Genomic DNA, 25177 nt, shown 5'->3' on the forward strand with positions numbered 1-25177 from the left:
CGCTTAAGGATGATCTTCTTGGGAGAGAAGCTTTTGCAAAGTCCCTCGCACACACAATAATCAACTGGAGGGAGCCCGAGAGCTTGGTGGTATCACTCACAGGACCGTGGGGGTCTGGAAAGAGCAGCATTGTCAATTTCGTCGTTGAAATCCTCCAGAAAGAAGCGGCCAAAAACAATGTAGACATACTTAGATTCAATCCGTGGCAGAGTGCAGACCAAGCCACATCTGGAGGTCGGCTGCTTCGTGAAATAGCTGTCGCACTTCAGTATGGTGACAAGTCAGAGGAAAATAAAAAGATTGCATTGAAATGGAGTCAATGGGCTGCAGCGCTTAATCTGTCGACATCGACTTTTGATGCGTATTCCAAAACGCCCATTACGCTAGTAATTTCCGGATTGTTGACAACTGGCGCATTGGCGGCATCTGGTCATCCAACCATCGAGGCGATTCTTCAATTTGCCGCAATGGTGGCCATTGTCATCGGCCTTTTTCTCCAGAGTTCAGCCGTAATTGCGGAAAAGGCCGCGGCATTCTTTAACTCGCGCGCAGCCGCAACCGAGCGGACATTGGATGATCTCAAGACCGAGTTGAGAAGTGTAATGGGGCGACGTGGTCGTCAACTCATTGTTATTATAGATGATATAGATCGACTCCCCCAACCAGAAGTTCAATCACTTCTTCGTGCAGTCCGGGCCAATGCAGACTTTCCGAGTTTGGTTTTTCTTCTCGTGTTCGAGCGTGCCGTGGTTGAGCAGGCTATCGCTGATCAGGCACATGTTGACGGTAGCGAATATTTGAAAAAGATTATTCAAGTCCCGTTTTCTATTCCAGCGTCTTCTCCAATCCAAGTTCAAAAGTTGTTTGTTGCGGCACTCAACGAGGTGATCGGGGAAATTCCAAATACCGTCCCCTTTGATCAGCGACGCTGGGGAAATCTATTGGTGGGTGGTGTTAATCATTATTTCGTGACATTGCGCGATGTGTATCGTTACATGGCGACATTTGAATTTCATTTGGGCATGTTCCGAGGTGGGAAAACGTTGGAGATAAATCAAATTGATTTGATTGGTCTTGAAGTGCTGCGTGTTTTTGAGGCTCGGGTTTATGAGGCATTGCCTCGTTTTAGAAAACTGCTTTTGGAGGGACCGGGTCAATCAAGCCTCAAGGACCGAAAGTCCTTGGCGCGACGGGAACTCGATGAGCTCGTGGCCCTCTCGCAGAAACCAGAAAACCATTCCGCTGTTAAGCAGATTCTGTCCGTTATCTTTCAGCCCGTTGAGTGGCTACTGAGCGGTTATGGATACGGATCTGGATTTGAGGAGAGGTGGGAACGTGATCTGCGAGCATGCAGTGAGACCCATTTTTCGCGTTACTTTCATCTCTCTCTCTCTGAAGGTGATATTTCACAGGCGGAGATAGAGGCAGTGCTGAATGCTGTATTTGACCGTCCGAGTCTTGTGGCAGAACTAAAGCGACTCAGTGAACGTGGACTGTTGGAGGCGATGTTTGATCGACTGGAGGCATACAAGGAAACAATAGACACGCGGGCTGCTGTGCCATTTGTGACTGCGCTGTTTGATGTGGGTGATGGTCTGAGAAGCGCGTCTCAAGTGTTTGATGTGAGTCCAGAAATGCATGCCGTAAGAGTCGTTTTCTGGTTCCTTCGTCGGATCCCAAGCGAAGCCGAACGCGAGAACACTCTTGCCACAGCCATCAAAGAAACAACCGGACTTCAGCTACCAGTTAGCCTTGTTTCCTTGGAAGAGCGGCGTGAAAACAAAGCCGGACATGAATATCTTGTTTCAGAGGCACGACTGCCAGAATTGAAGTCTCTTTGCGTGGATAAAATTACCGCAGCATCCCGAACAGGGTACCTTATTGATCACCCAGAAGTGGCTACGCTTATGTTTCGTTGGTTGCATTGGACAGATGGCGCTGCTCCACGCGCATGGGCGACTTCGATGGCCTCGAATTCGTATGGTGCACTAGCCTTGGTTCGAGGATTTACGCGAGACGTGTATTTCCACAGCCTAGGTGACAAGACTGCACGGTCGCGTCCGCAAATTGGAATCGAAGAGATTGAATGTTTCTTGCCTGTTGAAACCCTTGTAGACAGCTTGGCTAAAATAGATTCAAAGGCGCTGAAGGGCAGAGAATTGGAGGCATTTGTGGCTTTTGGGGAGTCTGTGGAGAATCGGAAGCGTGAGAAGACAAAAGGAGAGTCGTCTAAAAGATAAAAAAGCACCATTTGTTGGTTACGTGGTGACTTGAAACAGAGTGTTATGGGCCCGTATTTTCAGGAGATGGTAGAGCTTAAGACGGATAGGGGCTGTGTTGAGGGGGGAGGGCAGGTGCAGAGGGGCTGAATAGGGACGCGGACGGGTGGCGCTGAGGCTGAGCACCGGACCGTGGATAGGCCGTGCAGCCCCATTGGGCACACGCCAGGCAAAGTTGCTCGCGCGTTCTGGGGGCACGCGACGCCGTTCAGCGCGGGGGTGGACATCGCGCGCCAGACGAAGAATCGGCCAGACGACCTGGAACTGCCTCCCCGCAGGCTGCCGGTGATCAGGTCCCCTGGTGCCATGCGCTCGCCTGAGATTTAGCATCGCCTCGAATACCTGCGTGGTGATGACCCCGGCCAGCACGGAGGCCGCGCACGCCGCGGTGAGGCCCGACAGCAGGCCAATGGCCGCGAACTCCGAGGCCTGGGCGAGGCGCAGCTGTCGGCGACTGCCCAATGGGGCGAGCCCGTGGAACTGGAAGTAGCACCGTTGCCGTGCTGGGAAGGACTGGGGCAGGAGGCGAGGCGGGGCCTGTGGGAGGAGGTGGAGGCCCGTACACGGGGCAATCCGGTCCTGGGAGCACGAGCCGTACAGGCGCAGCATCCACAGAGCGAAATGCTCGGGCTCGGAGCCGCCTCTTCGGGGCCCCGGGTCTCACGGCCAGTGCCAGACGGGGCTCACCGGCAGCTCGCGCGCCAGCACGGCAGCGCCGGGCTTGGAGCCCTCCACCTTCTTCACCCGCCCGTCCGTGTCCCCCAGCACGATGCACACGGGGTACTTCCGCCCATCGGGCAGCACGGCCTGCGTGTAGCGGCCCAGGACAGCTGGGAACTTCTCAGTCCCTGCAACCTCGTAGATGCCGGGGCCTGTCCAGAGGCGGCCGTGGAGCAGCGTCCCCTCGGGCAGGTTGCCGTCTCCCTCCACGAGGCGCCCGGTGACGGGGCCGTCCTGGTAGACACCGGCCTCGCTGGCGTCGCCGGGCTGGTTGATGTCCACGACGGCCCGAAGAGGGCTGCTCGTCCGAATCTTCAGCTCCCGAGTCATGGCCTCGGCCGCCTCCTTGGGGCAGTCCTCGGGCTCCGGGGGCTTCACCTGCACGGCGGGGCAGCCGAGGCCGGCGACAGCGCACAGCCAGGCGGCGAGGAAACTCGAGGAGGCGGAGGGGGGAGTGGTGGACACGGACGGGCTTCCTTTCTCGGCATGGCCAGACCGAGGCGGTAGCGCCTCGGGTAGAGGCGCGAGTGTGGAGCGCGCCAGCCACAAGACAAGGCCGACTACAGTCAGGCTCGCCAACAGCACCCGGGGCCACCTTGAGCGCCGGGGACGGCCAGGGGCTGCCGCCGGGGCCTCCCGCGGATGGGGAGCCTCCTCCGGGGCCGCGCGCGCCGTTTCGGGCGGCTGGGCCGGCGGAGCCACCTCTTCCTGGGGCGTGGGCTCCACCGGGTGCGGCTCGGCCTCGAAGAGCGGCACCTTCCAGGCGGGGGAGAGCCTCTCCCGCTCGGCTGCCTGCTCCAACGCCTGTAGCAGCGCCCCGGTGCTGGGGTACCGGTCCTCGGGCTTCTTCTCCAGCAGCCTCATGGCGATGTCGCTGAGGGAGCGCGGCGCCAGGGGGTTGAGGAGGTAGGGCGCAGTTGGGGACACGGTGGCGATGGCGGCCACCAGCTGCTCGTCAGGCAGCTCGGGGTTGAAGGGGTGCAGGTCCGTGAGGGCCTGGAAGAGCAGCACCCCCAGCGCGTACAGGTCCGCGGGTGCGCCCCCTTGGAAGGGCACGCCCTTCTTCCACACCGCTGAGCGCGTGTAGGCCAGGAGCTCGGGCGGCAGCAGGTGCATGACGCCCTCGGGCAGGCCCAGCGTCTTGGTGAGGGCTCCCGGCAGACGCACGGTGCCGAAGTCGATGAGGAAGGGGCGACCGTCCTCCCGGCGGATGAGGAGGTTCTCCGCCTTCAAATCCCGGTGGTACACGCCGCGCTGGTGCAGCACACCCACGGTGCGCACCACGTCGCTGAAGGTGTCCACCAGCCTGGCGGCGTGAGGAGGGTTGCGCCAGCGCCACTGGTGCCAGTTGTCCCCGTCCACGTAGTCGGTGACGAGGAAGGGGTAGCCCTGGGTGGGGTTGGGCCAGCAGTCCACCGCGTACAGGCGCAGCAGGTTGGGGTGAGAGGCGTAGGTGAAGAGGGCGGCCGCCTCGCGCGCCAGCCGCCGGTAGGCGCTCTTCTCCTCCACGTACTCCTCCTCCGAGAGCTCCTCCTTGGCCTCGGAGAGAGGGAGGAGCCCCATCTTCAGGGAGTAGGGCTTGTTGTCCCGCTCCACCAAGAAGACGCGGGAGGAGCCGCCACGGCCCAGTACCTGGACGATGCGCCAGGGCCCCACCATGTGGCCAGGTTGGAGGAGGTCGGGATGCAGGGCTTCCGCCGTCATGGGGTGGCGCTCCTACAGCTTCACTTCGGGGATGGAGAGGCGCCGGGTGCCGCTCTTGTCCAGCAGTTCCAGGCGGAGGAATTCGCCCGCATCCCAGAAGGGAGCTTCCGTCTCCAGGGCCACGAGGCCCTCCTCCCCGGGCGCGAGCTGGGCCTTGTCCATGTCCACGGAGCGCACCTTCACGGGCGTGCCGTTTGGCCGGGTGAGCCGCGCCTCTCCCGGCCCCCAGGGCTTCTGTCCCGGGAGGTTGCGCACGCGGACGACGGCGAGCGCCCAGGTGGTGGCGCGGTACGCCTCCCCCTTCACCACCTTCAGCCCACTCTGAGGCCCCGTGGGAACGAGCTCGATGCGCCGGGCCTGTACGCCCTTGAAGTCCAGCCGCCCGGAGAAGACGAGCCCGGCGGGACCGCTCACGGCCTGCAATGCCGCTAGCGCAGCCTCCTTCTCCGCCAGCGCTGCTTCCAGCGCCTCCACCGTGCGCGAGCGGCGCACCACCTCCACCTCCTTGTCCACCAGGGTGGGGTGGGTGACGAGAACGAGCGTGGCCACCGCGGGGGAGGCGCCGTCCCGGTAGCGCACCCGCACCACCAGCCTCTCCTCGGCGCCCAGATCGACGGAGGGCTCCACGGCGATGAGGCGCTCCCCTACATCCACCCAACGGAAACGCGCCGGCCGCCCCTCCACCTCCACCGAGGCCTTGTCGAGGGAGGCGTCGAAGCGCAGGTAGGTGGCGACACCTACGGCCACCCGCGCCTCCGGTACCGCCTCATTGGGGTTGTTGGGGAGGACGACTTGCCGTTGCTGCTGCTCTCGGGCGGGGGGCTGCGTCTGCGCTGCCGCCGGTGCCGCCAGGGACAGGGTGAGGAGGGCCAGGAATAGGAGTGATGGTAGTGCCAGTGGGGGTGACCTCGCCGGTTCACCCTAGCAGATGCCGCATCAGGGACAGCTGTCGTCGTACTGGTTCGTGCAGGTCAGCCGACGGCTCCCTCACGGGAGTCCCGGCGCGTCGGCGCGTCCGTCGGAGTGGGAGGAGCGAGGCAGGCGCACGGTGAAGGTCGAGCCCCTCCCGGGGCTGCTCTCCACCTGGATGCTACCGCCATGCAGCTCGACGATCTGCCGCACGATGTAGAGCCCCAGTCCGAGCCCACCGTAGTGCCGTGACCACACCGCGCTCGAACCTTCCGAAGATGAGGGGTAGACGCTCGGGGGCGATACCGATGCCCCGGTCCCTCAGCGTGAGCACGGACGAGCCCTCCTCGAGGGCCACCGTCTACTCAGCGGAGCCAGTGCTGGACGACACGGCGCTGGTGGGGCGGTTGCGCTACGTCCTGGCCCATGGGGTGAAAGAGGGCCTGGTGGAGAGGAGTGCCGAGTGGCCAGGACTCACGTGTCTACCGCAGCTGCTGGGGCCGGCGAGGCGACTGTTCCAATGGTTCAACTGGACGAAGCGCTGGAGCAAGAGGAGGAGCGAGGACACGGCAGCGGGGGAGGGGCGCTTCGCCGAGGAAATTGCCGAGCCAGTGGAGTTGGAGGTGGCGCCACTGCCGTGCTGGGAAGGACTGGGGGAGGAGGAGAGGCAGCGCGCGGTGCGGGGGCTCGTGGAGCAGGTGGAAGCCGAGGCTCGCGCACAGGACAAGCGGGCGAGTTCGTCATCGACGGGCTGATCGTCGCCGCGCGCCAGCTCGCCCATCTGGCACAGGCTTCGCTGGGCGCTTCGGCGTAGCCGGCAACGGCTCGCCGATGCGAGCGCGCGGCCGGGCTCAGCCCTGGACTTCCGCCCTGAATGCAATCTCGATCAGCTGCTCGGGGAAGGCCAAGGCAGACACGCCGATCAGATTGCTGGCAACCTGCGGCACCGCCTGCTTGTAGACCAGCGGCCGCACCTTCGAACTGGCTGCGAAGGCAGACGGAACGTCGAGCACGAACAGCGTTTCTTCCACCACGTCCGCCATGGTCGCGCCCAGTTCGGCCAACAGCACCTCGGCATTCTCGTAGGTGCGCTTCATCTGCGCTTCCATGGTCGAGAAGTCCGCGGGCTTGCCGTCCGCGCCCAGCGCTGCCGGAGCGACGAGCTCGCCCTGCGGGGTGTGCGAAAGCTGGCCGGAGACGTAGATGGTGTTGTTCAAGCGTACGGCCTGCACGTAGCCATACGCCTTTTCCCAAGGAACCCCGAAGCTGACGGTCTTTCGATTCGAGCTGCTCATGATGTCGCCCTCTGAGTGGAAGCCGAATTCTGAACGGCCCCACCGCCGGCAGCACCCCCCATCCGAGGGAGCCTCGCACTCCTCCGGCGAGGCATCGCGGCATGCGCCGGGCCAGGGCTGGAGGGGGCCACCCTCCTCAAACGCAGCTTCGACTTCAGTCAGTTCCGCCCATGCGTCCACCCGCTGGAAGCGCACCTTCCGACCCATGCGCCCTCCGCTGCTGGGGTAGCCTCCCCGCCCGCCCCGGCGATCCGGGGCCTCGGAGGCTCGGATGGCCGCACGCAAGGCGATGGCGAAGAAGACACCCAGGAAGAAGACACCCACGAAGAATCCCCCTGCGAGGAAGAGCGCCGCGAGGAAGACGCCCGCGAAGACCCCGGCGAAGGGCGCGGCCGCCAAGAAGACCCCTGACCGCCAATACCTGCGCCGCGAGGACCTCGACGCCCCGGCGGACGCCTTCTTCGCGCAGCAGCCCCCGGAGCGGCGCGAGCACCTCGAGGCCCTGCGTGCCCTGGTGAAGAAGGCCGCCCCCGGCGCCCGCGAGTCCATGAAGTGGGGCATGCCCTACTACCAGCTGAAGGGCGGGTTCTGTGCGCTCTACACCTCGACGACCTACGCCGCCCTCAGCATCATGGCGCCCCCGGAGAAGCTCGACGACCCGGAAGGAAAGCTCGAGGGCACCGGGAAGACCATGCGCCACCTCAAGGTGCGCAGCGCCGCGGACCTCGACGAGGCGAGCATCCTGCGCTGGGTGAAGGCCGCGGTGGCGCACCACTCCTGAAGGAGGCACGCCCGGAGGTGGCCTGCCGACGCCAGCCCGCGGGGCCAGACGTGGTGCCACACACGCCGGGTGGAGGACATCACCGCGGCCATCGCCGCCCATCAGGTCGTCATCGTCGCGGGGGCCACCGGCTCGGGGAAGACGACGCAGCTGCCGAAAGTCCTGCTCGCCATGGGGCGCGGCGGCCGCCCGTGCCAGATTGGCGTCACCCAGCCCCGGCGTATCGCCGCGACGAGCGTGGCGGCGCGCGTGGCACGCGAGCTGGGCACGGAGCTGGGCACGGACGTCGGCTACCAGATTCTGGTGGGCGCTCTACCCCTTGAGAGAGGCACCGCGGCCTGGGCGAGCCCAATCTTCGTGCAGGTCAGCCCGACGGCTCCCTCACGGGTGTCCCGCCGCGTCGGCGCGTCCGGCAGAGTGGGAGGAGTGAGGCAGGCGCACGGTGAAGGTCGAGCCCCTCCCGGGGCTGCTCTCCACCTGGATGCTACCGCCATGCATCTCGACGATCTGCCGCACGATGTAGAGCCCCAGTCCGAGCCCACCGTAGTGCCGTGACGACACCGCCCGCTCGAACCTTCCGAAGATGAAGGGCAGACGCTCGGGGGCGATACCGATGCCCTGATCCCTCAGCGTGAGCACGGCCGAGCCCTCCTCGAGGGCCACCGTCACCTCGATGGGCGCCGCCGCGCCATACTTGATGGCATTGTCGAGAAGGTTCGTCACCACCTGCTCGAGCCGGAAGCGATCCCACCGGCCCACCACGGGTGTGTCGGCCCGCAGCGAGAGGGGTGTGTGCGTGCGCGCCAGCACGCCCTCGAGCTGGGCCACCACGTCGCGGACCACCTCCGAGAGATCCAACTCCTCCAGCTCGAGCTGGATGTGGTGGGACCGCAGCCGCGAGACATCCAGGAGGCTGTCGATGAGCAGGGTCAGGCGCCTGCCCTGCCGCTCCACCCCCGCCAGGGAGGCGGCCACCATCTTCCACGAGGGCTCCTCGCCACCACGGGCGAGCCGGAACAGGCGCTGGATGCCCAACCGCAGCGCGGTGATGGGCGTGCGCAGCTCGTGCGAGGCGATGGAGAGGAACTCGTCGCGGGCCAGGATGGCCTCCTGGGATTCCCGGTAGAGCCGGGCGTTGTCCAGCGCGAGCGCGGCGCGCCAGGCCAGATCCCCGGCCAGCATCACGTCCTCGTCCCGGTATCGCCGCGGCTCCCCCGAGGCGAAGGTGAGCGCCCCCATGGTCCGCCCCCGGGCCACCAGGGGCACGCAGAGCGCCGAGCGCAACCCCAGCTCCCTCAGGGAATCCTGGTGCGACCCCCCATGGTCACACAAGGGCGGCACCCCCTGCTCTCCGCCCGGAGCGGTGAGCACGAGCGGACGCCGGGAGCGGATGACCTCCGCGATGCCCCCCGGCGCCTCCATGTCCGGCACACATGCCGCCAGCCGTCCGGCGATCGACTCCCTCAAGGGATCGGCGTGGGCCATGGCCACCCGGACGGCGCGCGAGTCCTCCCCCATCAGGTCCACGGCGCACCACTCGCCCAGGAAGGGCAGTCCCAGCCGGGCCACCGTCGTCAGCGTGGCATCGTAATCCAGCGAGTCGGCCAACATGCGGCTCGCGGACGACAGGAACTCGGAGCGACGCCGCGCCTCCTCCGCGGCGGCGCGGGCCTCCTTCTCCTGGTGCAGCAGCCGATCCCGCTCCTGCTCGGCCAGGCGGCGGCGGGTGATGTCGCGTCCGAGGATGACAAGCCCCTTGCGCTGTCCATTGGGGTGGTACAGGGGGACCTTGGAGACATCCATGATGCGGGAGCCTCCACCCGGCTGGGGAATGACCTCCTCCTGGCGCGTGGGGCCTCCCGCCTCCCACGTCCGCTGATCGCTGCGGTAGCAGGCGATGAACGCATCCCGGTAGAAGTCGTCGAGCCTGGAGAGCTCGAGGTCCGTCAGACCCTGGTATGCCGAGCGCGGCAGGCGGAAGAGCTGGAGTCCCGCGTCGTTCGCCTCGAGCCAGCGGCCCTCGCCATCCTTCAGGTAGATGGCATCCGAGGTCGTCTCCAGGAGCGTGCGCAGGCGTTCCGCGTTCGTCCGCAGCGCCTCCTCCTCCTGCCGCTGCCCGGTCACGTCGAGCGCGAGACCGATCGTCCCCACGCACTGGCCCTCCTCGTCGAAGGCTGGCTCGACGCGCACCTCGATGGCGCGGTGGAACCACAGGGTGTCGTAGCGCGCCGGTTCGCCTTGGAGAGCACGGCCGTGGGCGGAGAGCGCCAGGGAGGACCCCTCACCCGCTCCGAGCACCTCGTGCAGCAGCCGCCCCTCCAGCTCCGGACCCGGCCCGGCCAGCTCCGAGCCCGCGGTGGCGATGAAACGCAGCTCCCGGTCGGTGAGGTACAGGAAGGCGGGCACCTGGGCGAGCATCCGCCGTAGGACCGACTCCCGCTGCTGGAGCGCCTCCCTGGACAACAGGAGACCCCTCATGGGCTGCGTCACTCCCGTCAGTTCCTGGATCTGCCCGGCCTCATCGCGAATCCCCCGGATCGAGGTCCGGCACCACTGGGGGCTGCCGTCCGCCGTGGCGGGCCGGTGGATGCATCGCCGAGCCCTCCCATCCGCCGCCACGGCCCGCAGCGTCTCCAACGTGTGCTCCCGGTCCGCGGGGTGCACGAGGTCCGTCAGGAACACGGGGTGGAGGCTGGCCAGTTCCTCCTCGGGTTGCCCTGAGAGCCAACGGGAAACCGGCTCCACAGAGAGGAGGCGCAGGCTCTCCGCGTCCGCCTTCCAGCAAATGGGGGAAGGTAAGCGGGGCTCGAGGAGCGAATGTCCCCCGTCCATCTCTAGCGATGAGTGTGACACCTGCTGAAGATGGCAGCCCGTCGACGTGGCTCCACCCGACTGCCTGGCAAGCCCCAGGATGTTCTTTTCACCCTCGAAGCCAGCCCTCCTCTGCCTCTCTGCTGAACAAGAGCACGACATGCACGGCGAACCCGACAAGAAGCTCAGTCGCGGAACAGGGTTTCACCGTCGAAGGTGAACCTCCCCTCCTCGAGCTGTTCCAGGTACCACTCGAAGAACTCCTGGAGCGATTCCCGGATGGGCGGGAGGGGCCCGTCGTGGCTCTCCCACTTGAACACCTGCCCGCGGGTCCCCTCGGGGCCGGGCGCCAGGTCCACACAGTACAGGTTGCCCCCGCTGTCGCGGGCGAAGGGAACCCAGCCGGGGTGCCACCAGGTCCACTGCAGGGTCTGGTCCGACTTGGGCAGCTCGTGAGGCGTGGCCTTCTCGAAGACGCCTTGCTTCCGGAGTTTCGCCAGCCCCTTCCACTCCGACAGGATGAGGTCCACGCTCATGCCGGAGTATTCGAAGACGCCTGCGTCCCCGGGCGGATGTGATCCACCACCTCCGAAGCGCAGCAGGAAGGCACGGAGGTCCGGGGGCAGCCCGGTTCCGAGGGCCCGCTCCAGGGCGGCGAGCTGCTTCGGTGCCGCGCGCTGGGCCTTCCTCGAGGCCTCGGCGTACGGCGCGCAGTGCTTCGCGTACCACGCCTCGATGCGCGTCCAGACCTCCGTCATCCGCGCGGTCGCCGTCTCCTCCAGCGAGGGACTTCCGGCCGCGAGCAGGCGCTTCACCACCTCGTGCTGGCCATGGGCCCGCGCGGTGTCGATGGCGTGATAGCCGCTCGACCTCGGTGTCTTGACGTCCGCTCCGGCCGCGAGCAGCAGCTCGATGAGGGAGAGGTCCGGAAAGCTGGCCGCGCGGTGGAGCGGAGGCCAGCCGGCCGCGTTGGGGGTGTTCGGATTCGCCCCCGCGCGGAGGAGCTTCTCCACCATGGCCGCGGAGGGCTCGTCCGGGAGCTCGTTCTTGTCCAGCGCCAGCGTCAGCACGGTGTTGCCCAGGTCGTCGTCGCATGAGTGGTTGACGTCGGCGCCGCTGGCAATCAGCCGCTCCGCTACCTCGATGTTCCCGGACAGGACGGCATACATCAGAGGCGACATCCCGAGCGCGTCGACCGCATCGACCTCCGCGCCCGCGCCGAGCAGCAGCTCCACGAGCTCGAGCTCCTCCGCGGAGGCCGCCAGCAGCAGCACCGGCGCGTCATCACTGTCGCGGGAGTTGGGATCGGCGCCGGCGGCCAGCAGCTTCGCCACCGCCTTGGCGTCCGTGTCTTCGACGGCCGCGACCAGGTTCGCGTTCAGCTTCGATGCCTTCTTGCCTGACATGGAGGTGCTCCTGGGAGGTCGTTTCAATAGCAGAGATAGAGGTTGTTCCAGCGACGAAGCGCTGGCGCAAGAGGAGGAGCGAGCACGGCGAGCCGAGCGCCGTGGCGACAAGGTGATTGCCGGAAGTTCCGGCAACGGTGACACTGCCGTCACCATGCGCAAGCTCCTTCAGATCCTGCTCCTCGCCTCGGTTCCGCTCTGGTTCACCGCGTGCGGTGATGACACGCCGCCCTGTGACTCCGCGACCGACCCCGGCTGCGCCGACGCGGGCGTGCCCCCAGCTGACGGCGGTACCGATGCGGGCACGGGCGACGCGGGCACGGGCGACACGGGCCCCATCATCGCGGCCCCGGAGGTCTGGACCTGGGTCGACATCGCCGGCACGGCGTGTGGCAACGGCGCGCGGACCGGGATTGGCATCAATCCCACCAACGCGAGCCAGGATCTCTACCTCTACATGCAGGGGGGTGGCGCCTGCTGGAATGAGCAGACGTGCTTCATCCAACCCAGCGCGAGCAACCTGAGCACGGGGTACCAGGCCGCCCAGTTCCAGGCCGAAAGCACCAGGAATGCCTCCATGTTCAACCGGGGCAAGGCGACGAACCCCTTCCGGAGCATGTCCTTCGTCTTCGTTCCGTATTGCACGGGCGACGTCCACGCGGGCAACGCCGTGCAGACCTACGGGTCGAGACAGGTTCACCACAAGGGCGCCGCCAACGTGGAAGCCTGGCTCCCGCGCCTGGCGGCGACCTTCCCGAACGCGCGGCGCGTATTCCTCGCGGGAAGCAGCGCGGGCGCGTTCGGCGCACAGCTCAATTACGAGCGCGTCGTGGCCAGCTTCCCCAAGGCCGAGGTCCACGTCCTCGCGGACTCGGGGCAGATGGTGACTCCCTCCGGGACGCTCCAGAGCACCTGGTTCACCAACTGGGGCGTGACGGTCCCGGCCGCCTGCACCAACTGCACGACGGACTTCGCGCGGTTCCCCGCGTACCTGGCGGACACGCATCCGGCCTCGCGGTTCGGGCTGCTCGCCTGGGACCGGGACGCCGTGCTCCGCACCTTCTTCGCGTATCCCGCCGATAACTACTCAGCGCTGACGCTCCAACTGCTCTCGTCGTCCTACGACGGGCGGGCCAACACGCGGTACTTCCTGAAGCGGGGGACGCAACACACCTTCCTGGGCGGACTCGAGACCTTCACCAGCACCACCGGTGTGGCGCTCAATGATTGGGTCATACAGTGGGTCGCGGGGGATGCGGCCTGGAACAACGTGCTGGAACCGTGAGCGCCACTCCTGTTGGAGTCATTCCTCCGAGCCGTACGAAGTGTCGTACGAAGTGTCTGACACCCTTCCCGAGTGCCGCGGCAGGCGCACGGTGAAGGTGGTTCCCTCCTCGGGCGTGGAGCGCACGTCGATGCTCCCGCCATGCGCGAGGACGATCTGCCGGGTGATGAAGAGCCCCAGGCCGAGGCTGCCCTGTCCCGCCCCGGCCTCGGGCCCCCGCCGGTAGGGCTCGAAGAGCTTCGCCAGCACCTCCGGTGGGATGGCGCGACCCACGTTCTCGTTGTGCACCTCGAGCAGGACGCTCGAATCCTCGCTCCGGGTGGATACCCGCACGGGCGAGCCCGCCGGGCCGTGCTGGAGCGCATTGCCCACGAGGTTCGTCACCACCTGGGCCAGCCGGTCCCCATCCCACTCGCCCCAGCCCTCTCCGCTGGAGTGGAACGCGATGTGCCTGTCTGGATGGGCGAGCCGCACCTCCTTCACCACCCGTAGGACCTGCTCGTGGAAGTCCAGGGGCCCGCGGTGGGCGGGGATGCCCCGCATGCGTGCCTGGTTGAAGTCGAGCAGGTCCCGAATCATCCGGCTGGCCCGATCCGCCGCCGCGCGGATCCGGTGGGTGGCCTTGGCGGTGTGCGCTTCCAGGTTGCCGCGCTTGAGCAGGCTCGTGGCCGACAGGCTGATGGCGTTGAGGGGAGTGCGCAGGTCGTGGCTGACGATGGCCACCACGTCCTCGCGCACCCGGATGGCCTCCTGGGCCTCCTGGTAGAGCCGCGCGTTGTCGAGCGCCATGGCCGCGCGATCGGCCACGCCCAGGGCCACCTCCTGGTCCGTTGTGGCGCACGTGGGGCGGAACTGGGTCCAGGCGAAGGCGATGACGCCGAGCTTCCGCCCCCTGGCCACCAGGGGCACCATGAGCGCGGATTTCGGGGCAAGCCCCTCCAGGAGGGCCCGGTGCTCCGCGTTGCTGGCGATGGCATCCATCCACTCGGGGGTGACCTTCGGCAGGGCCTGGGGCACGCCGCCCTCCAGGGCCCGGGCCACGGGGCTGGCACTCGAGACCTGGGTTGGGACTGGCTGTGCGCGGTGGATGAGCGCTTGCATCTCCGGGTCCCGGGCCGCGAGCTCCAGCCGGCGCAGCTGCCCGTCCTCCCCCAGCAGGAACAGGACGCAGTAGTCGGCCAGATGGGACACCACGAGCGAGGCGAGACTCTCGAGGGTGGTGTGGACGTCGAGCGACTGGGACAGCAGCGTGCCCACCCGGACGAACAGGGCCTGCGCCTCCTCGGCGCGCTTGCGCGCGGTGATGTCGCGCACGATGCAGGTGAAGAAGCGTCCCTGTGACAGGCGGGTCTCGCTGACGGAGAGCTCCAGGGGGAAGTGGCTCCCATCCTCGCGCCGGCCCCGCACCTCGCGCCCGCAGTCCAGCGCCTTGCGCGCCCCCGGTTGGAGACTGCCGCTCGAGAAGGGCTCGGGCACCAGGTGGCGGATGTCGCGGCCGAGCAGTTGCTCGGGGGGATGGCCGAAGATACGCACGGTGGCCGGGTTGATGCTCTGGATGCGGCCCCACTCGTCGATGGTGAGGATTCCATCCACCGCCGTCTCCAGGATGGCCTCCAGCCGCTGGGTCGTCGCGCGCAGCACCTCCTCGGCCTGCCTCCGCGGTGAGATGTCGCGGGTGATCATGGCGAAGCCTCGCGGGACTCCCCGCTCGTCGCGCAGGGCGGTGAGCAGGATGTCCGCCCAGAACCGGCTGCCGTCCTTGCGCAAGAGGGGCACCTCCGCGCGGTACTGCCCCTCGGTGGCGGCGAGCCGCAGGGTCTCCTCGGGAACCCCGGCCACCACGTCCCCGGGGAGGTAGAAGAGGGAGATGGAGTGGCCGAGGACCTCCGGCGCCTTCCAACCCTTGATGCGCTCGGCTCCCGGATTCCAGCTCGTCACCCGGCCCTCGGGGTCGAGCATGAAGATGGCGTAGTCCTCCACGCCCTCCACCAGCAGGCGGAAGCGCTCCTCGGTCGCACTCTCGGCGCGCTTGCGCTCCGTGATGTCCAGCGCCGCGGTGGCCACGAGGATGACCTCGCCGGCCCGGTTGCGCACCGGGGAGTGGTTGAGGAGCCAGTGGCGGACCTCCCCGCCCGTCCCGGGGGCGGGGCCCGTCACCTCCTGGCCGAAGACCGGCTGCCCCGTTTCCAGCACCTGACGGCGGATGGGCGTGAGCCGGGGGGACACGGAGGGCGCGAGCTCGTCCAGGTCATGGCCCAGCATCTGCTCGATGGGACGGCCGTAGACGTTGGCCGTCATCTGGTTGACGCGCACGAAGCGCAGGTCGCGGTCGAGGAAGGCCAGCCCCACCGGGGCGGTGTTGAGCAGGGTGTCCAGCAGCACCAGCGCCTCTTCCGCCTTGCGGCGCTCGCGCACCAACTCCGTCACCTCCACCACGTGCACGAAGACGCCGTCCACCTGGCCGTCCGGTCCATGGGTCGGCGTGTAGACGTAGTTGAAGAAGGCCTCCTCGGGTTGCCCTCCCTCGGGTGGGGTCACCCACACCGGGGCCTCGTTGCCCATGGCCGGCTTGCCCGTGCGGTAGACGTTGTCGAGCAGCTCGCCGTAGCCCTGCTCCACGAGCTCCGGAATGGCCTCGCGCAGGGGCTTGCCCACCAGCTCCCGGCCGCGCAGGCGCCGGACGATGAGGGGATTGGCCAGGGTGAGGACGAGCTCGGGTCCCTGCAGCACGAAGGTCATGGCCGGGGAATGCTGGAAGAGTGAGCCCAGGCGCTCGCGTTGGGCTTCGGACTCGCGCAGCAACCGGGCCCGGGCGGCCTCGGCCTCCTTGCGCTCGGTGATGTCCGTGGAGATGCCGCCGATGGCCGCGGGAGTGCCCTCGTCCCCCGGCAGGGGAAACTTCACGGACAGGTACGTGCGCGGCCCCGAGGAGAGATTCACCACTTCCTCGGCGATGCAGGTGTGGCCGGCCAGGACCTGGGCGTCATGGGCCCGGAGCGCGTCGACGTTCTGCCCGGGGAAGAGCTCGGAGGTGTCCTTGCCGAGGATCTGCTCGCGCGAGAGCCCCAGCACCTCCTGCTGGTGCCGGTTGGAGATGAAGTAGCGTCCCTCGATGTCCTTGGCGTAGATGGAGACGGGGGCATGGTCCAACAGCGCCTGGAGCCGCGCCTCGTTGAGCCGCTGCGCGCGGGTGTGCTCGTCCGCCGCCTCGGCGATGCCTTGGATGATGAAGGAGGTGAGCGCCCGGTGCTCGGCCAGGGTGACGCGCGTGCCCGTGTCCTCCACCGAGTCGAGGATGCACTCGTGCAGCACGTCGTACTCGCGCACCAGCACCGTCAGATCGAAACCGATGCGCAGGCGCTGGCGGCCGTGCTCGCGGGCCTCGGCGCTGCGCTCCGGTACCGCGGCGGCTCCCTCCCGTCTGGCCTGGTGGAGCACCGTGGTCAGCTCCTGGAGGTAGCCGCCGATGTGGTCCTCCAGCAAGCCCTGGGGGCGGGGCGCCGGGGCCAGCTCCTCGCTCAGCCGCTCCACCCAGTGGTGGATGATGTCGTCACGCCGGGCCTCCAGCACGTCCGCCAGCGAGGCATGCGGGGACGTTGGCCGATGCGTCTCGCGGTTCACGGCGCTATTCCTCTCCCGGGAGTGGAGATAATGGCTCCCCATCAGATGGGGAAGACGGCCCCATCAGACGGACATAACAACGCTCGGAAAGAGGCGTTCCCCCGCTGTGAGCGGGCGGACATGGAAGGGCATTGCCGCTTGTTCAGTGTGTCGATGGCTCGCCCGTGCGCCTGGTCCCCGGGGAGGGCGCCACCCCCGAGGCGAGGTGGCGCGAGGTGGTGTCAAAGAACTCGAAACGCGCGAGGTGGTGTCAAAGAACTCGAAACGCGGGACTCGAAGACCGAGGTGGTGTCAAAGAACTCGAAACGCGGGACTCGAAGACGGACGAGACTCGGCGTGGACGGGTGAATCTCGTGGCCTCCAAGTCTTTCCGAGGACGAAGCGCTGGAGCAAACGGGGAAGCGAGGACATGGCGGCGGAGGGGTGCTTCGCCAAGGAATGGGCCGAGCCAGCATACCCGGCCCGAGCACCTCAAGCGCAGCCGGCGGCCATTGGGACATGCATCCACGCACCAGGCGGTGAAGGAGCTATGCGAGCAGTACCGGGCCTTTGTCGTGGTGTTCCGAGAGGCAGCGGAGCGGTGGAGGCAGGAGGATTTCTCGGCTTGCTTTCCTCTCTTCTCCTTCCCACCGCGCGTCTTGCCGAGTCGTGCTGCTCAAGTTCTTTGACACCCTCTCGCAGTATACAGTCACGCGCATGGGAACGACTGACGCGCGCACGGAAGGGACCCGGCAGATGTGGGGTCTCGGGGACTACACGGGATTGGCCGGACGACTCATGCCCGCCTCACAAGCCCTGCTCGAGCGGGTGGAGCCGGTTGCGGGGCGGCGGGTGCTCGACGTGGCCGCCGGCACGGGCAACGCGGCCTGGCTCGCCGCCGAGCGGGGCGCGCGGGTGACGGCGTGCGACCTGTCGCCCCGGATGGTGCAACTCGGACGGGAGCGGACGGGGCCGCGAGTGGAATGGCTCGAGGCCAACGCCGAGGAGCTGCCCCTGCCCGATAGCGGTTTCGACGTGGCCCTCTCCGCCTTCGGAGTCATCTTCGTGCCAAGGCCGGAAGTGGCCCTGGCCCAGTTGCGCCGGGTGCTCGTGCCCGGAGGCGTGCTCGCGCTGACGGCCTGGACGAATGATGGGGTCATGGCGCGGATGAACGACGCCCTGCGCCCCTTCCTGCCGCCCTCGCCCACGGAAGGGCCAGACCCGCTCGCTTGGGGCAGGGAAGCCCAGGTGCGCTCCTGGCTGGCCGAGGGCTTCACCCGCGTCGAGGTCCAGCAGCGCACGTTGCCCTGGCACTTCGATTCACCCGCTCAGATGACGGCGTTCCTCGAGAAGCACTCCCCCGTCCACGTGGCACTGGGACACATGGCGGGGGAGCGCGCCAGGGAGATGTTCGCGGCCCTCGAGCGCATGGCGTCGCCCGATGGCGGGCCGGTTCGGCTGGAGGCGGAGTATCTGCTCGTGAGCGCGGTGGCGGCCTGAGCCGGTCGGGCGGGGCTTGGTGTCAAAGAACTCGACAAGCAGAACTGAGAGACGGAGGGGCCACGACCTGGACGGGTGAGACTCCCGGTCCCCTCGTCTTTCCAAGGACTTGAGGGCTGGCCCGCTGGGTGCATTCGGCCTCGAGCACCGCACGCGGGGGAGGGGGATGGGTTGGCCGCTGAGAATGTTCCAGGAGGAGGGCTTCTATTTCGTCACGTCCAGGTGCTTTCAGGGACGGCTGTTGCTGAGGCCCAGCCAGGAGATGAACGAGGTGGTAGGCGGAGTGCTGGCGCGAGCCGTCCAGCAGAGCGGCGGCCAGGTGCGGCTGCACGCCTTCACCTTCGCCTCCAATCACTTCCACCTGTTGGTATGGACGAAGGGGGCGGCACTCGCCTCTTTCATGCAGTACCTGCGCGCCAACCTGTCCAGGAAGGTGGGGAGGCTGGTGGAGTGGAGTGGGAGCTTCTGGGAGAGGCGCTATTCAGCGGAGCCGGTGCTGGACGACGCGGCGTTGGTGGGACGGCTGCGTTACGTGCTCGCCCATGGAGTGAAAGAAGGGCTGGTGGAGAGGAGTGCCGAGTGGCCAGGCCTCACATGCCTGCCGCAGCTGCTGGGACCAGCGAGGCGGCGCTTCCAGTGGTTCAACTGGACGAAGCGCTGGAGCAAGAGGAGGAGCGAGGACATGGCGGCGAGGGAGGGGCGCTTCGCCGAGCAGTGGGGAGAGCCCGTGGAACTGGAAGTGGCACCGTTGCCGTGCTGGAAAGGACTGGGGGAGGAGGAGAGGCGGCGTGCAGTACGGGGCCTGTTGGAGGAGGTGGAGGCCGAGGCCCGAGCACGGGGCAAGCCGGTCCTGGGGGCACGGGCCGTACAGGCGCAGCATCCACATACCCGGCCTGAGCGCCTCAAGCGCAGCCCGAGGCCGTTGGGGCATGCGTCCTTGCCCCAGGCCCTGAGGGAGTTACGGGAACAGTACCGTGCTTTCGTCGCGGCGTTCCGCGAGGCGGCTGCTCGGTGGAAACGGGGAGATTTCTCGGCCCGTTTTCCTCTCTTCTCTTTCCCGCCGCGTGTCGTGCCGGGCCTCGTCGCGCGCATTCTTTGACACCTGACCCGGGGCAGTGGACACCCGGCCCTCGGGGCGCTTCCCGCCTGTGGCTCCGCGAGGCAAGCTGAGGACCGTGTCGCGGCGCTCCCGGCTGGGCCTCACACTCCTGCTCTCGGTGCTCCTGCACGCAGCGCTCTTCTTCGCGCTGTCGCGGGTGCCGTCCGTCTATGCGCCAAGGCATGTGGCGCGACAGGCCGTGGAACTGGAGGTGCGCTATCCACCCGAGAAGCCCAGGACCCCTCCCGCCCCCGCGGTGCGGCCGCCCGAACGGACGAGCGCTCCACCGGCGCGCCGCGCGGAGCGACCTGCGCGACCAGGAGCGGAGGAACCGAAGTCCCAGGCGTCCACCCTGCGACCCAGGACGGAGGCGTCGAAATCCGAGGCCTCGGCTGAGTCTCCGGCTGCGGAGTCCCTGAAGGATGACGTGCCGCGGGCGACGCCGGAGCGGCTGGTGCTGGTGCCGGAGGGCATGCTCGGGGAGGGCATGTCGCTGACGGGGGAGCCTCCTTCCACCGGGCGGACCCTGCGCGACGTGCCCGGCTCCGAGCCTGATCCGAAGGCCATCGCGGCGCGGGAGGCGGAGGAGGCGCGCGTGCGCGTGGATGGGTGGGCCCAGGACTCGCTGGCGTCGGCGCGAGCGACGAGCGGGGCTCCCCATCCGTATTTCGCGCAGTTGCAGAAGGACTTCTCGAAGAAGCTGGTGAACCCGCCGTCGCCGGACCTGAAGGTGCTGGCGTCAGGGATGACGCGCGAGCAGGTGGAGGCCATCCAGCGCTTCGGCAAGACGGGCAGTCCCTATGCTCCCAAGGAGCGCGACCACCGCCTGGAGCAGGGCAACCGCTTCCAGGCGGCGGTGGAGGCCGGCCGCGCGGCGAACATGTTCATGGTGGATGTCACCAAGCCCATCCTCGCGCTCGCCGCCATCATCGAGGTCCGGCAGGCCCGCGACGGGAAGCTCCTGGACCTGGAGGTGATTGTGGGCTCGGGAGACCCGACCTTCGACGCGTGGGCAATGTCCCAACTGCGAGACGCCCTCGCCCGGGCGGAGTCGCCCGAGGGCGAAGGCGTGGGCATCCGTGACGACGGGATGCGCACCCGCTGGCGTCTCGAGGAGTACCTGGGCAACCCCCGGGTGCAGATCCACCTGATTGGTGTGTACTGACGCTGGGGCTGTCGCAGCGCGTGTCGCGTTTGGTCCATCACCCGCTACCCCAAGGGGCGCGGTTGCATGAGGCCATTCAGCCCGACACCCGCCTCCGGCCTCCATCAGCTCCGATGTGTTACAAGCTGGAGAGCCTTTCGACCGCCGCCGCGGTGCTCGCGACCCCGCTTCGCGGTCACCCTGCTGGCTGGAGCCGACCCATATGACTCGCCCGACCTTTCGCCCCTCGACGCCCGCGGACTCGGCCCGTTTGCTGGAGATCTGGGAGGCGGCTGTGCGCGCCACCCACCACTTCCTGGCCGAGGCCGACGTCGATGACCTGCTGCCGCGGGTCCGGGCCTACGTGTCCGTCGCGCCGTTCGAGCTGGCCGTGGACGGGCAGGGGACCGTGCATGCCTTTCTCGGCATGACGGGGAGCAAGATCGACAGCCTGTTCGTGCATCCGGACGCTCACGGCCGGGGACTCGGGCGGTCGCTGGTCGAGCGTGCCGCGGCCCTGCATCCGGTGGTGACGGTGGACGTCAACGAGCAGAACCCCGGTGCGCGGGCCTTCTACGCCCGTCTCGGCTTCGAGGTCATCGGCCGCTCGGAGACGGACGACGCCGGCCGCCCGTTCCCCCTCCTGCATCTGCGCCGCTTCGGTTCCGACGCCTGACCGTCGGCCAGTGACCGCCCCGGAAACCACGAGGATTCTGGGGCTTGGAGCGTCACCAGGTGAGGAGGATGTAGAGCGGCTCAGGCCGTCTCCCCGGCGGACGGCTCATCCTCTGCCTCGTGCACCCTCACCCAGGGCGGGAAGGGATCCTCGAGCTGGCTCCATCCCTCGGGGCCCGGGGCAATCTCCTCGTCGGTGAGCAGGCACTCCTCGAGCGCCTCGCGCAGCAGCGTCTGGTCCACCTGGCGGGTGATGAAGACGATCTCCTGGCGCCTGTCCCCCCAGGGCGCCCGCATCTCCTGTTCGAGCTCGGCGCGGGCCTCGGGTTCCTCGGGCCACTCCTCCCGGGGCACGGCGTCCCACCACAGCCCCGCGGGCTCGAAGGAGCAGGCCCCACCCGCCTGGGCCCATATCCCCGTCACATCCATGCGCGTGGCCAGCCAGAAGAACCCCTTGGAGCGCAGCACACCCTTCCAGCTTCCATGGATGAACTCCCAGAGACGCCCCGGATGGAAGGGTCGACGGGCCCGGAAGACGAAGCTCTCGATTCCATACTCCTCGGTCTCGGGAAAGGCCTCGCCGCGCAGCGTTCGCAGCCAGCCGGGGGCGCGCTGGGCCTTCTCCAGATCGAAGAGTCCCGTCTCCAATACCTCGGACAGCGCAACCCGGCCGCGCTCCGCGCGAACGATCCGCGCGCCCGGGTTGAGCAGGCAGAGGATGGACTCCAGCTCCCCCACCTGCTCGGGTGACACCAGGTCCGTCTTGTTCAGCACCAGCACGTCCGCGAACTCCACCTGCTCCACCAGCAGGTCCACCACCGTGCGCTCGTCCTCCTCGCCCGCGGCGATTCCCCGCTCCCGCAGCTCCTCGGTGTCATCCCAGTCCTTCAAGAAGTTGAAGGCGTCCACCACCGTCACCAGGGTGTCCAGCCGGGCCACATCCGACAGGCTCCGGCCCTGCTCGTCCGCGAAGGTGAACGTCTCCGCCACCGGCATGGGCTCGGCGATGCCGGTGGACTCGATGAGCAGGTGATCGAAACGGCCCTCGCGTGCCAGCCTGCCCACCTCCACCAGCAGATCCTCGCGCAGGGTGCAGCAGATGCAGCCGTTGCTCATCTCCACCAACTTCTCGTCCACGCGCGACAGCGAGGCTCCACCCTTCACCAGCCGGGCGTCGATGTTCACCTCGCTCATGTCATTGACGATGACGGCGACCCGGCGGCCCTCCCGGTTGTTGAGCACGTGGTTGAGAAGCGTCGTCTTCCCCGCGCCCAGGAAGCCCGAGAGCACGGTGACTGGCAGGCGTCCATCCCTCACGGCGTGCCCTCCCCCCGCGCGGCGCGCTCGTTCTTCGTCGTCGTGTCCCGGTGTCCGGTCCCCGAGGGGGACTCCGAGTGGATGAGGGGTCGATCAACCTTGGGCATGGTGGCGCTCCTTGTAGCGCTGTGCCCCTGTTGATGCAACTGTGTTGCATCTGAATGCCCAAAGCCAACGGAGAGGGGCTGTGTGGAGGGAGGTGGGCAGTGCAGAGGGGTGGAGAGGCCGTGCTGCCCGCTGTCCACGAGTCGCGTAATCCCGGAGGTGCTGGGGCAGCTCAGCCCAGCCGCCCATCAGCTTGCGGCCATGTGTCTGGTAGATGGGCTGGCCCGGTTGGGAGCCCATCTGCCTCCCACCTCGGGCCGGTTGCGGTGCTGACCCGCGGGGGGTGCGCATTGACAACGGGTGATGGCGCTCTTAGACAGCGCACATGAAGCTGCTGTCCTGGTGGTTCCGCATTCCGTTCTGGCAGCGCGTGCTGGGCGGTTTCGTGCTCGGCGCGCTGGCCGGCTGGGGAATGGGTGAAGCGGCGGGGCCCTGGTTGCAGCCGCTGGGCACGCTGTACGTCAACCTCATCCGGATGATCGCCACGCCGCTGGTGTTCTTCGCGGTCATCCATGCGGTGTCGGCGCTGCACGGGCAGAAGAGCGTGGCGGCGCTGGGCGGCAAGACGTTCCTGTGGTTCGCCGTGACCGCGGCACTGGCGGTGGGCGTGGGTCTGGGCACCGCCGCCTTGCTTCGCCCGGGGCTCGGCGTGGGCACGCTGCTGATGGCCGAGGGCTACAAGCCGCGCGAGGTACCGGGGCCGGTGCAGGTGCTGCTGGGCGTGGTACCGACCAATCCCTTCGCCGCCTTGGCGGAGGGGAAGATCCTCCAGGTCATCTTCTTCGCCGGACTGCTGGGCTTCGCGCTGGTCAAGCTGGGCGAGAAGACGGCGAGGCTGCGCGCGCTGGTGGGCGAGGCCAGCGAGGCGATGATCCAGGTCACCCGCTTCGTGCTGGAGCTGACCCCGCTCGGGACCTTCGGGCTCATCGCCGCCCTGGTGGGCACCTACGGCTTCGAGCGACTGCTGCCGCTGGGCCGGTTCGTGCTCGCGTTGTACGTGGCCTGCGCGCTGCACATCGTGTTCGTCTATGGAGGCCTGCTGCTGGCGCACGGGCTCAATCCGCTGCGCTTCTTCCGGGGCGCGGCGCCCGGGATGCAGGTGGCCTTCGTCAGCTCGTCCAGCTTCGCGTCCATGCCCGTGGCCCTGCGCAGCGTCACGCACAACCTCGGGGTGAACCGCGACTACGCGGCCTTCGCGGTGCCGCTGGGCGCCAGCATCAAGATGGACGGCTGCGGCGCCATCTACCCGGCCCTCGCCTCCCTCTTCGTCGCGCAGTACTTCGGCCTGGAGTTGTCGGCGTCGCAGTACTTCATCATCCTGCTGGCCTCGGTGCTCGGCAGCTTCGGCACCGCGGGCGTGCCGGGGACGGCGGTGGTGATGGCCACGGTGGTGCTCAGCTCCGCCGGGCTGCCCCTGGAGGGGCTGGGCTACCTGCTCGCCATCGATCGCATCCTGGACATGATGCGCACGTTGACCAACGTCACCGGCCAGATGCTGGTGCCGGTCCTGGTGGCCAGGGAGGAAGGATTGCTCGACGTGGCCGTGTACGACCGGGCCTCCAGCAACGTCGGGGTGGAGGAGTCGTCCTAGCCCAGGCTTCTCTGCATCGACGGCGATCGCCAGGCGAAGTCGCCTGGCAGACCGTGACGCAGCGCCGCCTGCCAGGCTGGAGAGTTGCGGTCGCGCCAGTGGTCAGCGAGCCGGCCGGCGGAGGTCAGCGCCAGACGGTCGAGCGCGGTCAGGTCCCATTCCGCACCGAGCTCCAGCTTCTTCCGGACCACCGGCGGGAGGATCGCGACCGCGCCGCGGGCCATCGCGCGGTGCAAGAAGCGCGGCAAGGAAGGCGCCGAACGGCCCGATTCGATGATGTTCAGAAACTCGAGGTTGATCGGGTGCGGCTCGAAACCTGGCTGCAGCTCTTCCATCATCGCGACGAACTCGGCTTCCGACCCGACACAGTGCGTGACGCCGTAGAGCTCGCCGACCGGCTTTCCTTCCCTGAAAAAGCGCACCTGATCATCCGGCGAGAGCGGACGAACGAACGTGTGGTAGGCCTTGAAGAAGCCGAAGAGGGCAGTCGCGAAGACCCAATTGAGCAGCACCGGGTCGAGCGCACGGTACGACTGACCGTTGGGCGTCTCACCCGACACGCGCGCGTGCATCTTCGTGACGCCGGAGATCACCTTGCGCGCCACCGAGGCGGGGCCATACACGCCAACCATCGCCGCGAGCCCAGTACGTCGCGAGCGTCCAATCGGGTCCACCTTGTAGACCGAATGGTCCCATACCCCGCTGCGGATCCGCGGGTCGGCGAACTCGAGCAGAACGGCGGCCACTCCGCCGATGCCCATGACGATCGGGTTGCGGTAGACCCGCCACTGCACCGAGTCCGGCGGGACCAACGAAGGCTCTCCGGCGGGGGACAGATAGTCGATCTTCCACTCGCGCGCGGCCGCCCCCTTCGCCGCCTGCGCCGGCGCTGCTTCGCGCTCCGCCGGTACCGGATTTCGTAAAGCCATATCGTTGCCCCTATCAGTTGATATATT

General features: G+C 67.5%; 19 protein-coding genes and 1 pseudogene. 10 read left to right on the plus strand and 10 right to left on the minus strand.

What is annotated here, in order from left to right; all coding sequences use genetic code 11:
• Window positions 1-83 precede the first annotated feature (83 nt).
• Window positions 84-2240, plus strand: coding sequence for a KAP family P-loop NTPase fold protein (locus JRI60_RS00640; RefSeq protein WP_343213386.1), 2157 nt, complete (start codon window positions 84-86; stop codon window positions 2238-2240).
• A gap of 258 nt (window positions 2241-2498) precedes the next feature.
• A complete protein-coding gene (locus tag JRI60_RS52830; protein ID WP_239470260.1) occupies window positions 2499-2606 on the plus strand; it encodes a DUF5953 family protein in 108 nt (35 codons plus the stop codon).
• Window positions 2607-2939: 333 nt separating this feature from the next.
• On the opposite strand, the gene JRI60_RS54270 is transcribed toward JRI60_RS52830, so the two are convergent.
• From JRI60_RS54270 to JRI60_RS52840, 3 genes and pseudogenes are all read right to left on the minus strand, one after another.
• A complete protein-coding gene (locus tag JRI60_RS54270) occupies window positions 2940-4703 on the minus strand; it encodes a serine/threonine protein kinase (RefSeq protein ID WP_204223865.1) in 1764 nt (587 codons plus the stop codon).
• Window positions 4704-4715: 12 nt separating this feature from the next.
• Window positions 4716-5600: a DUF2381 family protein gene (locus tag JRI60_RS00650; RefSeq protein ID WP_343213438.1), complete on the minus strand. Its 885-nt coding sequence runs from the start codon at window positions 5598-5600 to the stop codon at window positions 4716-4718.
• 90 nt (window positions 5601-5690) lie between these two features.
• Window positions 5691-5943 (minus strand): annotated as a pseudogene (locus tag JRI60_RS52840) (sensor histidine kinase); the annotation flags it as partial.
• Here JRI60_RS52840 and JRI60_RS00660 point away from each other — a divergent pair.
• Window positions 5921-6367, plus strand: coding sequence for a hypothetical protein (locus JRI60_RS00660; RefSeq protein ID WP_239470948.1), 447 nt, complete (start codon window positions 5921-5923; stop codon window positions 6365-6367). The pseudogene JRI60_RS52840 and the gene JRI60_RS00660 sit on opposite strands and share 23 nt — an antisense overlap.
• Before the next feature lie 96 nt (window positions 6368-6463).
• Here the strand turns inward: JRI60_RS00660 and JRI60_RS00665 are convergent, their stop codons facing one another.
• Window positions 6464-7114, minus strand: coding sequence for a RidA family protein (locus JRI60_RS00665; protein WP_239470261.1), 651 nt, complete (start codon window positions 7112-7114; stop codon window positions 6464-6466).
• Between the two features lie 64 nt (window positions 7115-7178).
• Between JRI60_RS00665 and JRI60_RS00670 the strand changes: the two genes are divergently transcribed.
• Window positions 7179-7688 (plus strand): DUF1801 domain-containing protein, encoded by a 510-nt coding sequence (locus JRI60_RS00670; protein WP_204223867.1) that lies wholly within the window; start codon window positions 7179-7181, stop codon window positions 7686-7688.
• Window positions 7689-7789: 101 nt separating this feature from the next.
• Here JRI60_RS00670 and JRI60_RS00675 read toward each other — a convergent pair whose 3' ends face one another.
• From JRI60_RS00675 to JRI60_RS00685, 3 genes are all read right to left on the minus strand, one after another.
• The gene (locus tag JRI60_RS00675) at window positions 7790-7969 is read right to left on the minus strand and encodes a hypothetical protein (RefSeq protein WP_204223868.1); all 180 of its coding nucleotides are present in this window, start codon (window positions 7967-7969) and stop codon (window positions 7790-7792) included.
• Window positions 7970-8069: 100 nt separating this feature from the next.
• Window positions 8070-10370 carry an ATP-binding protein gene (locus JRI60_RS00680; RefSeq protein WP_239470262.1) on the minus strand — a complete coding sequence of 767 codons (2301 nt, stop codon included), beginning with the start codon at window positions 10368-10370 and terminating at the stop codon, window positions 8070-8072.
• A gap of 314 nt (window positions 10371-10684) precedes the next feature.
• Window positions 10685-11905, minus strand: coding sequence for an ankyrin repeat domain-containing protein (locus JRI60_RS00685; protein ID WP_204223870.1), 1221 nt, complete (start codon window positions 11903-11905; stop codon window positions 10685-10687).
• A gap of 154 nt (window positions 11906-12059) precedes the next feature.
• On the opposite strand from JRI60_RS00685, the gene JRI60_RS00690 reads away from it, so the two are divergent.
• Window positions 12060-13190, plus strand: a complete 1131-nt coding sequence (locus JRI60_RS00690; RefSeq protein ID WP_204223871.1) for a pectin acetylesterase-family hydrolase — start codon at window positions 12060-12062, stop codon at window positions 13188-13190.
• 18 nt (window positions 13191-13208) lie between these two features.
• Here the strand turns inward: JRI60_RS00690 and JRI60_RS00695 are convergent, their stop codons facing one another.
• Entirely contained in the window at window positions 13209-16811 is a 3603-nt protein-coding gene (locus JRI60_RS00695; protein WP_204223872.1) for a PAS domain-containing protein, read from the minus strand.
• Between the two features lie 696 nt (window positions 16812-17507).
• Between JRI60_RS00695 and JRI60_RS00700 the strand changes: the two genes are divergently transcribed.
• The 4 genes from JRI60_RS00700 (at window position 17508) to JRI60_RS00715 (ending at window position 21209) form a co-directional block, all read left to right on the plus strand.
• Window positions 17508-18290, plus strand: a complete 783-nt coding sequence (locus JRI60_RS00700) for a class I SAM-dependent methyltransferase (RefSeq protein ID WP_204223873.1) — start codon at window positions 17508-17510, stop codon at window positions 18288-18290.
• Window positions 18291-18456: 166 nt separating this feature from the next.
• A complete protein-coding gene (locus JRI60_RS00705) occupies window positions 18457-19389 on the plus strand; it encodes a transposase (RefSeq protein WP_204223874.1) in 933 nt (310 codons plus the stop codon).
• A 49-nt stretch (window positions 19390-19438) separates the two neighbouring features.
• Entirely contained in the window at window positions 19439-20554 is a 1116-nt protein-coding gene (locus tag JRI60_RS00710) for a ferrichrome ABC transporter substrate-binding protein (protein WP_239470263.1), read from the plus strand.
• Window positions 20555-20756: 202 nt separating this feature from the next.
• A complete protein-coding gene (locus tag JRI60_RS00715) occupies window positions 20757-21209 on the plus strand; it encodes an acetyltransferase (RefSeq protein ID WP_204223875.1) in 453 nt (150 codons plus the stop codon).
• Between the two features lie 80 nt (window positions 21210-21289).
• Here the strand turns inward: JRI60_RS00715 and zigA are convergent, their stop codons facing one another.
• Window positions 21290-22525 (minus strand): zinc metallochaperone GTPase ZigA, encoded by a 1236-nt coding sequence (zigA, locus tag JRI60_RS00720; protein ID WP_204223876.1) that lies wholly within the window; start codon window positions 22523-22525, stop codon window positions 21290-21292.
• Between the two features lie 430 nt (window positions 22526-22955).
• Here zigA and JRI60_RS00725 point away from each other — a divergent pair, with 430 nt between their 5' ends.
• Window positions 22956-24221, plus strand: a complete 1266-nt coding sequence (locus JRI60_RS00725) for a dicarboxylate/amino acid:cation symporter (RefSeq protein ID WP_204223877.1) — start codon at window positions 22956-22958, stop codon at window positions 24219-24221.
• Here the strand turns inward: JRI60_RS00725 and JRI60_RS00730 are convergent.
• The gene (locus tag JRI60_RS00730; RefSeq protein ID WP_204223878.1) at window positions 24218-25150 is read right to left on the minus strand and encodes an oxygenase MpaB family protein; all 933 of its coding nucleotides are present in this window, start codon (window positions 25148-25150) and stop codon (window positions 24218-24220) included. The genes JRI60_RS00725 and JRI60_RS00730 overlap by 4 nt on opposite strands.
• Window positions 25151-25177: the final 27 nt, after the last annotated feature.

This window comes from Archangium violaceum (assembly GCF_016887565.1).
Taxonomy (GTDB): domain Bacteria; phylum Myxococcota; class Myxococcia; order Myxococcales; family Myxococcaceae; genus Archangium; species Archangium violaceum_B.